An 11031-nucleotide genomic window follows, 5' to 3' on the forward strand; every position below is an offset into this window, starting at 1 on the left:
CCCCCCCCCCCCCCCCCCCCCCCCCCCCCCCCCCCCCCCCCCCCCCCCCCCCCCCCCCCCCCCCCCCCCCCCCCCCCCCCCCCCCCCCCCCCCCCCCCCCTCTTAGATGTGTATAAGAGACAGAGCACGGCCAGCGTGGCGAGCGCCAGCAGGCCCGGCGCATCGCCCGGGCCGTGGGCCAGGCGCCGCGCCAGCCAGACCCAGGTCGGCGCGAGCGCGGCGGCCAGCAGCGCCAGCCACTGCCAGGCCGGTGCGCGGTCCAGGCGAATGCCCCAGTCGAGCAGGCGCGGGTGGCGCTGGGCGAGTTGCACCAGGGTCATGCCAGCCTCCGGGCGTCGTGCCGGCGCGCGCGGCGGCGCAGCATGTAGAGCGTGGAGACCACCAGGGCCGTGGCGCCGCGGGTGTCCGGCAGGCGCGCGCTCCGGGCGGCGGTGGCCCGCGCCAGCACCTGCGCGCCGAGCGGGTTCGCGCTCATCGCCAGGCAGCAGGCGGCGGCCGCGCCGACGGTGGCGATCCAGCGTCGGAGGGCGCGGCCGGTGCGCGGATCGGTGGCGGGGAGGGGAGGCATCTCGTTCTTCCTTTGGGGCCGTGCGACGGTGCACGGAGGGCACTGTCGAGGGCGTGCGGGAAGGCCGTGAGAAGCGGGTGTGCGCTGTGTGAAGTGGCGGTGAAGTGCGGCGTCTATGCTATTGAATATGTAGCTAAAAGCCCAGGTGATGCCTGGACTGCAAGCCTGTTCTGCCTTGATTTCAGCCGCCGGCGCGCAAGGGCAGCGTGAGCGTGGCCAGCGCGCCGCCCCCAGGCGCATTGGCCAGCGTGATGCGCCCGCCGTGCAGCGTGGCGATCTCGCGCACGAAGGCCAGGCCCAGGCCGGTGCTCTTCTTGCGGCCGCCGGGCCGGGGTAGGGAAAAGAACTTCTCGAACACCTTGTCGCGCGCGTACTCGGGCAGGCCCGGGCCCTGGTCGCGCACGGTGATGCGCGCGGCGCGCGGGCCGCGCTCCAGCGCCAGCAGCACCGCGCTGCCGGCGGGCGCGAAGTCCAGGGCGTTGTCCAGCAGGTTGCCGAGCGCGCGGCGCAGCAGGAAGGGGTCGCCCTCGACCGTGGCATCGGCCGCCGCCGCGACCTGCACGCGCACGCCGCGCGCCGCGGCCTGGGCGCCGGCGGCCACGTCGTGCAGCAGCGGGGCCAGCGCCACCGCCTGCGTCTGGTCCAGCACCCGGCGCGCCTCCAGCGCGGTGAGTTCGAGCATGCGGTCGACGATCTCCTGGATGCGCCCGGTCTCGCGCGTGATGTTGCCCAGGAAGCGCACGCGCTCGGGCTGCGGCATGGAGGGCTCCTGAAGCAGCTCGGCCGCGCCGCGGATGGCCGACAGCGGCGACTTGACCTCGTGCGTGAACGTCTGCACGTAGTCGGCCACGGTGTTGCGCCCGGTGAAGGCATCGCGCAGTTCGGCCACGGCCGCGCGCAGCATGCCGACGGCCTGCCGCAGCATGCGCACCGGGTGCAGGCCGCGCTGCGTGCGCAGCCAGCGGATGTAGCCCGCCGTGAGGCCGAAGGGCCGCACCAGCCAGACCGAGGCGATGACGGCCAGCAGCGCCAGCGCCAGCGCCGATCCCACGAACACGCCGATGGTGCGCGCGCGCGCATCCTCCACGAACTGGCCGAAGCTCTGCACCGGCTTGCCGACGCTGAGCATGCCGACGATCTCGCCGCCCCAGCGGATCGGGGCGCCCACGTACATCACGGCGCTGTGCGGATCGCCGTCCACGTCGCGCGTGGTGCGCGCGCCGTAGGTGCCCGCCAGCGTCTGGCGCACGTCGCTCCAGCGCGAGAAGTCCTGGCCGGCGCTGCGCCCGAGCGAGTCGTACAGCACGATGCCGCGCCGGTCGGTCACGTACACGCGCAGCTCGACCTGGCGCTTGTGCAGGCCGTAGATCTGCGCGGAGAAGCGGCGCGCGTAGACCGAGTGGAACAGCGGGTCGAGCCGGCGCGTGATGACCGCGCCGGCCACCACGTCCTGCTCGAGCAGGCTGGCGAGCAGCTGCGAGGTTTCCACCAGCGACTCCTCGGCCGACTCGCGGTAGCGCGGGTCGATGTCGGCGACCACGCGGTAGAGCAGCACGCCGATGCCGGCGGCGTAGATCAGCAGGATGGCCAGGAAGATGCGCGTGCGGCGGGTCATGCTGGGTTTGCTCCCTGCCACCGCTGTTTCTGTGCTTCTTGCTGAGGGCGGGTGCCGGGATTTCGCCCCGGCGGTCGGGGCCGAGCGTAGCGATGGCCCGTTTGTGCCATGGGTCCCCTCGGGATGCGCCGAGGAGCGCAGCGGCAGGCGGATAAGGGATCGCCCTTGTCTGAGCGAAGCGAGTTTGGGCGATACCCCGCCTGACGCGAGCACTGCAGCTTGCCCCGGAGCAAAGCGCAGGGGACGCAGCACGTGGGGTCGCCTTTTCTTCGGTCACCTTCTTTTGGCGAAGCAAAAGAAGGTGACTGCGCCGCCGGGCGCACATCCCGGCTCCCGCCCTCCGTAGGGGACACAGATGCGGGAATCAGCAAGGCGTCTCTCACAGCCTCACCGGCAACGCCTCATGCAACGCATACCCCGTCCCCCGCAAGGTGCGGATCGCCTCCACATCCGGCGCCACCGCCTTGAGCTTGGCGCGCAGGGTCTTGATGTGCGCGTCCACCGTGCGGTCGAAGCTCTCGCGGCGGCCGTCCCAGACCAGGTCCAGCAGCTCGTCGCGCGTGAAGACGCGCCCCGGGCGCTGCACCAGCAGGCGCAGCACGCCGTACTCGTAGCGCGACAGCTCCAGCGGCTGGCCGTAGTAGCGGATCTGCATGCGCTCGGCATCCACGGCGAAGGGCGCGGCCGGGGCCGATGGCGCCGCGGTGGCGGCGGGCTGCGCGCGCCCGCTGCGGCGCAGGATGGTGCGCACGCGGGCCACCAGCTCGCGCGGGGAAAAGGGCTTGGCGACGTAGTCGTCCGCGCCCAGCTCCAGGCCGACCACGCGGTCGATCTCGTCGCTGCGCGCGGTGAGGAACAGCATGGGCACCTCGGGCCCGCCGGCGGCGCGGTTGAGGTCCTGCAGGCGCTTGAACAGTTCGAAGCCGTTGAGGTCGGGCAGGCCGACGTCGAGGATGGCGAGCGCGGGCGGCGCCGCGGCAAACTGCGCAATGGCCTCTTCGGCGGTGGCGCACCAGACGGGCGTGAAGCCGTCGGTCTGCAGCACGTACTGCAGCGTGTCGGCAATGCCGGGCTCGTCTTCGGCGATCAGGATGCGGGGCCGAGGGCTCATGGCGGGATTCTCTCAGCAGGCCATGGCGGGCGGCTCAGGCCCGGCCCAGGCCCTGCATGGCGGCCGACAGGCCGCTCCACGGCACGTCGAAGCCCGCGCGCTCGCGTGCGCCGGGCTGGCCGCAGAGCAGGGCGGCCTGGCGCGCGCCGGCGGCCACGCTGTCGATCAGCGGCACGCCCACCAGGGGTTGGATGGCGGCGCCCATGCCGGCCAGGCCCGCGCCGCCGAGGATCACCGCGCCTGCGCCGGTGGCTCGGGCCGCGTCGCGGCAGGCGCGTGCGAGCAGGCGGCGGGCGTGGTCCGGATCGGCGGCCAGCTCGGCACCGCTGGGCGTGACGGTGTGGATGCCGGCCAGTTGCGGGCCGAATCCCAAGGCCTGGGCGAGGCGGCGCAGCATGGGCTCCCAGCGCGCGCCGCCGGTGACGATGGCAAAGCGGCCATGGGCCGCGGCTTCGGTGAAAGCGGCCTCGGCCAGGCCGGTGACCGGAACCGAAGCGCTTTCGCGCAGGGCCAGCAGGCCCGGGTCGCCAAAGCAGCCGATCAGCACCGCGCCGGGCCGCAGGCCAGCGTGCTGCGCCTGCCAGCGGGCCCAGCAGTCGAGCGCGGCATGCGCGGCCACGGCATAGCTGGCTTCGCAGGCGATGTAGGGCGCGCCAAAGCGCGCGGTGGCGGTGTGCACCGTCGCCCGATCGCAGCCCAGGGCTGCGGCGACATGCTGCCGCAGCAGGGCGGTGATGGAGTCGGTGGTGTTGGGATTGAGGACGAGCAGGTCCTGCATTGGGAGGGCTCAGGCGGCGTGGCCGAAGAGTTTTTCGAGGTCCGGGCCCAGCGCGGCGGGGGGCTCGAAGTTCAGCTGTGCTTCGAGCCGCAGCAGGTGCGAATGCATCTGGCGTGCGGCCTCGCGTGCATCGCCGATGCGGATCGCGTCGAACAGCGCGCGGTGCTCGCGGCAGCCACAGGCGGTGGCTTCCTCGCGCTCGTGGGCGTGGGCGGCGCTGTAGGTCATGAGGACCAGCGAGGTGCGTGCGGTCAGGTCGCGCAGGATGCGGCCGAGCGTGGCGTGGCCGGAGCGCTCCGCGATCTCCAGGTGGAAGCTGCCGGCGAGCCGGATCGCGCGGCGCATGTCGCCTGCTGCGCGCGCGGCCTCCTCCTGATCCAGGCAGCGTGCCAGCACGGCCAGATCGCCCCTGCTGGCGCGGGCGATGAAGCGCTCGACCAGGGCGGGTTCGATCATGCGGCGCACCTCGAACACCTCGCGCGCTTCCTGTTCGGTGGGCCGGGCCACCACCGCGCCGCGGTTGGGGGCCATGGTCACGACCTGCTCGCTGGCCAGCCGCACCAGCGCCGGGCGGATGCGGGTACGCGAGACGCCGAAGGCCGTCGCCAGGCGGTCTTCCACCAGTTTGGTGCCGGGCGGCAGCTGGTGGTCCAGCACGGCGGCGAGGATGCGCTCGTAGATCTCGTCGCTGCTCTGGCCGGCGGCATTGTCGGTGGGTTTCACGCGCGTGCCTTTCCGGCACGGCGGCCGAGCAGCCGCGCCAGCAGCAGCGCCAGCGCCATGACCAGCAGCGAAACCATGGTGGTGACGCTGCCCAGGGCGTAGATGGCGGGCGTGGTGACGGTGCTGGTCAGCCCCTGCAGCTCTAGCGGCAGCGTGTTGACGTCGCCAATGGCCTGTGAGGTGCGCGCGATCTCGTCCCAGGACAGCGTGAAGCCGAACATGCCGATGCCCACCACCGAAGGCGCGACCAGCGGCAGCACCACGTGGCGAAAGCCCTGCCAGGGCGTGGCGCCGAGGTCGCGCGCGGCTTCCTCATAGGCCGGGTTGAAGCGGTTGAACACCGCGAACATGATCAGCAGCCCGAAGGGCAGCGTCCAGGTGAGGTGCGCGCCCAGCGCCGACGTGAACAGGCCCAGCGAAGTGCCGTAGTTCTCCAGCAGACCTTCGGCGCCCAGGGCTTGCAGCAGATGCTTGAGGCCGGCGTCAATCAGGCGGAACTGCAGGCCGATGCCCAGCGAGATGATGATGGAGGGCATGATCAGGCTGCCGATGGCGCCGTAGAACAGCGCATCCGAGCCGGCAAAGCGCTTGCGAAACGCCAGCCCCGCTCCCAGCGACAGCAGCACCGTGAACACCATCACCACCGTGCCCAGCGCCAGCGAGCGGCGCAGCGCGGCGGCGATGTCCACCGTGCCCAGACCCTGCCACAGTTGCGCATACCAGTGCGTGGACCAGCCGCGCATCGGGAAAGTGAGCCCGCCCGCCGGCCCCTGGAAGCTCAGCACGAAGATGGTGGCCACCGGGCCATAGAGAAACACGAGGAACATGCCGAACAGCACGGCCAGGGGCCAGAAGCTGCGGGAGCGGCGTTGCGGCATGGTCATAGCTCCTTGCGCAGATCGACCAGGCGATTGAGCGCGACCACCATCATCAGCACCACGGCCAGCAGCACCACGGCATTGGCCGCGGCCAGCGGGAACTGCAGGTAGGAGGTCTGCACCTGGATCATCTTGCCGACCGAGGCGATCTGCTGGCCGCCCATCACGCCGACGGTGACGAAGTCGCCCATGACGATGGTCAGCACGAAGATCGAGCCCACCAGGATGCCGGTGCGCGACAGCGGCACGATGACGTTCCACAGCGTCTGCCAGCCGGAGGCGCCGGCGTCGCTGGCGGCCTCCAGCAGCGAGCGGTCTATGCGCATCATGGAGTTGAAGATGGGCACCAGCATGAACATGGTGTAGAGATGCACGAAGGCCAGCACCACGGAGAAACGCGAGAACAGCAGCCACTCCACCGGCTCCTGCACCAGGCCGATGCCCAGCAGGACGTTATTGACCAGCCCGTTGCGCCCGAGCAGCGGCACCCACGAAATCATGCGGATCACGTTCGACGTCCAGAACGGGATGGTGCAGAGCACGAACAGCGCCGTCTGCATGGCCGTGGAGCGCACGTGGAAGGCCAGGAAGTAGGCAATGGCAAAGCCCAGCACCAGCGTAGCGCCCCAGGCCATCAGGCTGAACTGCAGCGTGGACCAGTAGGTGCGCAGGATGAGGCACGGGTCGGCCAGGTTGCCGCACCCCTCTAACAGCGTGGCGTAGTTCCGCCCGGTGAAGCCCGGGATCAGTTCGTACTCGCTCGAAGGCCAGAAGCTCACCGCCACCACCAGCAACAGCGGCGCGACGAAGAAAAACAGCAGCACCAGCGCAAATGGCGCCGCCTGCCACCATGGCTTGATGGCGGGAAAGGGCCTTGATGAAGGAGCAGTGGTGTTCATAGCGCAGGGAGTCCGGCGTTCGTCCCCCAGGGCAGGCGCAGCGAAGGCCGTTCGCAGGGCATCGCGGAACCGGCTTTGCCGGGCCGCTGGTGTCGCCCTCTCACAAGGGGGGGTGGACAAGCGCAGCGCAGCCTCGGGGTCGAATGCGTCGACAGCTTTCAGGCTGCGACAAATTCGTTCCACTTCCGTACCATGTATTCGTTCTCGTCCATCACCGCGTTCCAGCATGCGATGCCGCCCATGCGCTGCTCGTAGCTGCCGCCGTCGCGCACGCTGCCGGCCTTGGCCAGCACCTCGCCATTGGGGCTCCTGATGTCCCGGGCGGCGGGCTTGCCCTCCATCCAGTAGGCCCACTCGTAGGCCTCCATCCGGGTCTTGGCGGTGTCGAGCACGGCGCTGTAGTAGCCCTGCCGATTCAAGTAGGCGCCGGCCCAGCCGTCGAGGAACCAGTTGATGAACTCGTAGGCCGCGTCCTGCGTCCTGCCCGCCAGCGTGGCCGGCAGACCGAAGCCGGCGGCCCAGGCGCGGTAGCCCTCCTTGAGCGGCTGGAAGGCGCAGTCGATGCCCTTGGTGCGCACGGCAGTGACGGCCGGGCTCCACATGGACTGGATCACCACCTCGCCCGAGGCCATCAGGTTCACCGACTCGTTGAAGTCCTTCCACAGTGCGCGGAACTGGCCGGCGCGCTTGGCCTCGATCAGGGTCTTGATCGTGAGATCGATCTCGGCCTTGCTCATGTTGCCCTTGTCGGCGTACTTGTGGAGGCCCTTGGCCTCGACCGCCATGGCTGCGTCCATGATGCCGATGGAGGGGATGTTGAGGATGGCGGTCTTGCCCTTGAACTCGGGGTTGAGCAGCTCGGCCCAGCTCTCGATGGGACGCTTGATCAGGTCGGGGCGTATGCCCAGCGTGTCGGCGTTGTACACGGTGGGAATGAGTGACATGAACTGCGTGGGCGACTTGGCGAAGGCCTTGCTCTTTTCGCCTTCGAGAAAGATCACCTTCTTGGGCGCGGTGCCCTGGTCGCCCACGGCCTTGCCGGCGATGGTGCCGGTGGTGAACAGCGAGGTGATCTTGTCGGCGTTCTTGATCCGCCGGGTGTCGATGCCCTTCAGGTTGCCGGTGGGCACGATCTTCTTGAGCGAGAAGAACTCGGTGTCGATCAGGTCGAAGCTGTTGGGCGCGGTGACCGCGCGCTTGGTGACGTCGTCGGTGGTGACGGCCACGTACTGGATGCTGATGCCGGTGTCGGCCTTGAATTTCTCGGCGATCGCCTTGTCCTGGTTGACGGCAGTGCCCAGGTAGCGCAGCACCGGCTTGTCTTGCGCATGGACCGCCGGCGCCAGGCCGCTGGCCAGGATGCCGGCGGCGCCGGTCAGCAGCGAGCGGCGCTTCAGGCCCGCGCTCGGGTGGTCGGTGGTGTCGGACATGTCGAAAGCTCCTCGAACAGGGGTTGGGGGCACCTGAGAACCGTCAGGCGGCGGGGACGGGGACGGGTGCGGCGCGGTCCTGCAAGGCATGCGCATGGGCCGGCAACCAGGACAGCTCGACGCGCTGGCCCACGGCATAGGGCCGGGCGTTGAAGTCGGCCTCGGGGAGGGTCGCGGCGATGGCCGGGCGGCTGCCGTCGGCCGCCGTGGCCTGCAATCCGATCAGCACGTAGCTGCCTTGGTACTCGACGTCGGTCACCTGGGCCGCGAGGCCGCCGGGCGTGCGGTCGGGCGGGGCCAGGCGGATGCGGTCGTTGCGCACGGCCACCGGGCCTTCGGCCGTGTGCAGAACGTTGTGGCCGCCCATGAATCGCGCCACGAACGCATTGACCGGGCGGTTGTAGATCTCGTGCGGCGAGCCGACCTGCTCGATAACGCCGTGGTTCATCACCACCATGGTGTCGGCCAGCGCCATGGCTTCTTCCTGCGAGTGGGTGACGTGGATGAAGGTCAGGCCCAGCTCTTTCTGCCAGCGGCGCAGCTCGGCGCGCATCTGCACGCGCAGGAAGGGGTCGAGCGCGGACAGGGGCTCGTCCAGCAGCAGCACCTTGGGGCGGGTCATGAGGGCGCGCGCCAGCGCCACGCGCTGCTGCTGGCCGCCCGAGAGTTCGCCCGGCCTGCGCTGCGCGAGGTGGCCCAGCGATACGCGCTCGAGCAGCTCGCGCGCCCTGGCCTGGCGCTCACTTTTGCCCACGCCCTTCATCTTCAGGCTGAAGGCCACGTTGTCGAGCGCGGACAGATGCGGGAACAGCGCAAAGCTCTGGAACATCATGGCCGTGCCGCGTTCGGCCGCCGGCAGGTCGGTGATGTTGCGGTCGAACAGCAGGATGTCGCCGCTGCTCACCGATTCATGCCCGGCCACCATGCGCAGCGTGGTGCTCTTGCCGCAGCCCGAAGGCCCGAGCAGGCAGCAGTAGCTGCCGGCGGCGATGCGCAGATCGATGCTGTCCACCGCCACGCCGCCGCCCTCATAGCGCTTGCTCAGCGCGATGAGTTCAACCGCGAAGCCGGCAGAGGTCGGAACGGAAGATGCATCCATGCCGCGCTGTGATCGCAAAAGCCGTGCCACGTTTGTATGGAATGAGTGGCCCGGATTGCGTACAAAAACGGTGCGGAATGGTGCGCACTGGAGCCGCGTGCGCCATGCCAGTGCGCATCCGGTCACGATCCCCTGCGGGCGCACTGCTATCCTGACCCGCGCGGCCCTGCTGCCGCAGGAGCCTGCATGAAACGACTGACCCAATACTTCCTCCGCGGCCTGATCACCGTCCTGCCGGTGGTGCTCACGCTCTATCTGCTGTTCATGTTCCTGGCCTGGGTCGAGGACGCGGCCCTGGCCGTGCTGCGTCCGGTGTTCGGCGACTTCCACGTGCCGGGCATGGGCCTGGTGATCGCCGTCGGTTTCATCGTCGGCGTGGGTTATCTGGTGTCGCATGCGCACGTGCAGCGCTGGCTGTGGTTCGTGGAACTGCCCTTCACCAACATCCCGGTGGTCAAGAGCATCTATTCCTCGCTCAAGAGCTTTGCCGACTATTTCACGCCCACGGGTACGGAGCAGAAGGCGCAGCAGGTGGTGCTGCTGCGCTGGCCCGGCGCGGAGCTGGAGCTGGTGGGCCTGGTCACGCGGCGCGGCATGCAGGGGCTGCCCGAGGGCTTCCTGCCGGGCGACCGCGTCGCGGTCTACCTGCCCATGGGCTACAACATCGGCGGCTACACCGTCTTCGTGCCGGCCTCTTGGGTGACGCCGATCGCCATGTCGGTGGAGGAGGCCATGCGCTCCTCGCTGATCGCCTGGATGGCGCGGTCGCGGGCGCCGGCGGGCTCGGCGCCGCCCTAGCGTCGGCGCATCGGGCGGGACAGGGACCGCGACGGCGTGACCGACGGGCGATTCTCTCCCTACCTGCGCCGGTGGGAGCTGCATGCCGAGGGCGATGCCCTCTACACCTCGGGCGCGGCGCTGCTGCCGGTGTCCTGGCGGGGCCTGCCCGCCATGCTCAAGCTGGCCACGCAGGCCGAGGAGCAGCAGGGCTACGCCATGCTGCGCTGGTGGCGGGGCCGGGGCGCTGCCCGCGTCTATGCCCATTGCGGGCCCGCGCTGCTGATGGAGCGCGGCCAGCCGGAGCGCTCGCTGGCCGTGTTCAGCCTGGCCGGCGCCGATGATGAGGCCTGCCGACGCGCCTGCGGGGTGGTGGCCCGCCTGCATGCGGCACCCCGGCCCGGCGAGGGCCTGCCGGGGCAGGCGCCCGGCGCCACGCCGCTGGCCGCCTGGTTCGCCGCCCTGGTCCACCGTGCTGGCGGCGCCGAAGGCGATGTGCTGCCCGCCGCGCGACGCGCCGCCCAGCAATTGCTGGCGACACCGCAGGAGCCGCACTATCTGCACGGCGACATCCACCACCACAACATTCTGGATTTCGGTGCGCGCGGCTGGCTGGCGATCGACCCCAAGGGGCTGGTGGGCGAGCGCGCCTTTGACTACGCCAACCTGTTCTGCAATCCCACGCCGCGGATCTGCCTGGACCCCGGGCGCTTCCAGGCCCGGCTGGGCCTGGTCTGCACGGCCGGCGCGATCGCGCCGCAGCGCATGCTGCAGTGGATTCTGGCCTGGGCCGGTCTGTCGGCCCTGTGGCACATCGAGGACGGCGGCGACCCGGACACCGCCCTCGCCGTGGCCCGCATGGCGCGGGCCGGGCTCGGCGGCTGAAGAGCCCCGATGTCCAAGGGCAACGCTGAACAAGTCCGCGTGGTGGCGCGCGCCCTGGTGTGGGATGGGATGCAAGGCGCAAACCGCAGCCATGGCCGTCGCCATGGCGAGGATTTGCAACGCCGCAGACCTGTCTCTTATACACATCTAAAAACGGGGGGGGGGGGGGGGGGGGGGGGGGGGGGGGGGGGGGGGGGGGGGGGGGGGGGGGGGGGGGGGGGGGGGGGGGGGGGGGGGGGGGGGGGGGGGGGGGGGGGGGGGGGGGGGG

General features: G+C 70.6%; 12 protein-coding genes and 1 pseudogene. 3 read left to right on the top strand and 10 right to left on the bottom strand.

What is annotated here, in order from left to right:
- The 10 genes and pseudogenes from JHD63_RS19660 to JHD63_RS19705 form a co-directional block, all read right to left on the bottom strand.
- A pseudogene (locus JHD63_RS19660) lies at positions 1–320 on the bottom strand (hypothetical protein); the annotation flags it as partial.
- Complete coding sequence (locus JHD63_RS19665) at positions 317–568, bottom strand: hypothetical protein (RefSeq protein ID WP_198972498.1); 252 nt, start codon at positions 566–568, stop codon at positions 317–319. The pseudogene JHD63_RS19660 and the gene JHD63_RS19665, both read right to left, overlap by 4 nt.
- A gap of 181 nt (positions 569–749) precedes the next feature.
- Positions 750–2183, bottom strand: coding sequence for a two-component system sensor histidine kinase CreC (creC, locus tag JHD63_RS19670; RefSeq protein WP_198972499.1), 1434 nt, complete (start codon positions 2181–2183; stop codon positions 750–752).
- A gap of 379 nt (positions 2184–2562) precedes the next feature.
- Entirely contained in the window at positions 2563–3294 is a 732-nt protein-coding gene (creB, locus tag JHD63_RS19675) for a two-component system response regulator CreB (RefSeq protein ID WP_198972500.1), read from the bottom strand.
- A 34-nt stretch (positions 3295–3328) separates the two neighbouring features.
- Positions 3329–4072 carry an aspartate/glutamate racemase family protein gene (locus tag JHD63_RS19680; protein WP_198972501.1) on the bottom strand — a complete coding sequence of 248 codons (744 nt, stop codon included), beginning with the start codon at positions 4070–4072 and terminating at the stop codon, positions 3329–3331.
- Positions 4073–4081: 9 nt separating this feature from the next.
- A complete protein-coding gene (locus tag JHD63_RS19685; RefSeq protein ID WP_198972502.1) occupies positions 4082–4795 on the bottom strand; it encodes a GntR family transcriptional regulator in 714 nt (237 codons plus the stop codon).
- On the bottom strand, positions 4792–5673 hold the full coding sequence (locus tag JHD63_RS19690; RefSeq protein WP_198972503.1) for an ABC transporter permease: 882 nt from the start codon (positions 5671–5673) through the stop codon (positions 4792–4794). Before JHD63_RS19690 ends, JHD63_RS19685 begins: the two co-directional genes overlap by 4 nt.
- Before the next feature lie 2 nt (positions 5674–5675).
- Positions 5676–6572 (bottom strand): ABC transporter permease, encoded by an 897-nt coding sequence (locus tag JHD63_RS19695; protein WP_198972504.1) that lies wholly within the window; start codon positions 6570–6572, stop codon positions 5676–5678.
- A gap of 158 nt (positions 6573–6730) precedes the next feature.
- Positions 6731–8002: an ABC transporter substrate-binding protein gene (locus JHD63_RS19700; protein WP_198972505.1), complete on the bottom strand. Its 1272-nt coding sequence runs from the start codon at positions 8000–8002 to the stop codon at positions 6731–6733.
- 43 nt (positions 8003–8045) lie between these two features.
- Entirely contained in the window at positions 8046–9101 is a 1056-nt protein-coding gene (locus tag JHD63_RS19705) for an ABC transporter ATP-binding protein (protein ID WP_198972506.1), read from the bottom strand.
- A gap of 186 nt (positions 9102–9287) precedes the next feature.
- On the opposite strand from JHD63_RS19705, the gene JHD63_RS19710 reads away from it, so the two are divergent.
- The 3 genes from JHD63_RS19710 to JHD63_RS19720 all read left to right on the top strand — a co-directional run.
- Entirely contained in the window at positions 9288–9899 is a 612-nt protein-coding gene (locus tag JHD63_RS19710) for a DUF502 domain-containing protein (protein ID WP_198972507.1), read from the top strand.
- A 36-nt stretch (positions 9900–9935) separates the two neighbouring features.
- Positions 9936–10763, top strand: a complete 828-nt coding sequence (locus JHD63_RS19715; RefSeq protein WP_198972508.1) for an aminoglycoside phosphotransferase family protein — start codon at positions 9936–9938, stop codon at positions 10761–10763.
- Between the two features lie 9 nt (positions 10764–10772).
- Positions 10773–11031 (top strand): hypothetical protein (locus JHD63_RS19720; RefSeq protein WP_198972509.1); only part of this gene is annotated, 259 nt, incomplete at its 3' end.

It is taken from the genome of Xylophilus sp. ASV27 (genome assembly GCF_016428875.1).
In the GTDB taxonomy this organism is placed as follows: Bacteria; Pseudomonadota; Gammaproteobacteria; order Burkholderiales; family Burkholderiaceae_C; genus Xylophilus.

Coding starts and splice junctions, on each gene's coding strand:
- JHD63_RS19705 (WP_198972506.1), bottom strand. CDS start 9,101: ATGGATGCATCTTCCGTTCCGACCTCTGCCGGCTTCGCGGTTGAACTC.
- creB (WP_198972500.1), bottom strand. CDS start 3,294: ATGAGCCCTCGGCCCCGCATCCTGATCGCCGAAGACGAGCCCGGCATT.
- JHD63_RS19710 (WP_198972507.1), top strand. CDS start 9,288: ATGAAACGACTGACCCAATACTTCCTCCGCGGCCTGATCACCGTCCTG.
- JHD63_RS19680 (WP_198972501.1), bottom strand. CDS start 4,072: ATGCAGGACCTGCTCGTCCTCAATCCCAACACCACCGACTCCATCACC.
- JHD63_RS19700 (WP_198972505.1), bottom strand. CDS start 8,002: ATGTCCGACACCACCGACCACCCGAGCGCGGGCCTGAAGCGCCGCTCG.
- JHD63_RS19665 (WP_198972498.1), bottom strand. CDS start 568: ATGCCTCCCCTCCCCGCCACCGATCCGCGCACCGGCCGCGCCCTCCGA.
- JHD63_RS19695 (WP_198972504.1), bottom strand. CDS start 6,572: ATGAACACCACTGCTCCTTCATCAAGGCCCTTTCCCGCCATCAAGCCA.
- creC (WP_198972499.1), bottom strand. CDS start 2,183: ATGACCCGCCGCACGCGCATCTTCCTGGCCATCCTGCTGATCTACGCC.
- JHD63_RS19690 (WP_198972503.1), bottom strand. CDS start 5,673: ATGCCGCAACGCCGCTCCCGCAGCTTCTGGCCCCTGGCCGTGCTGTTC.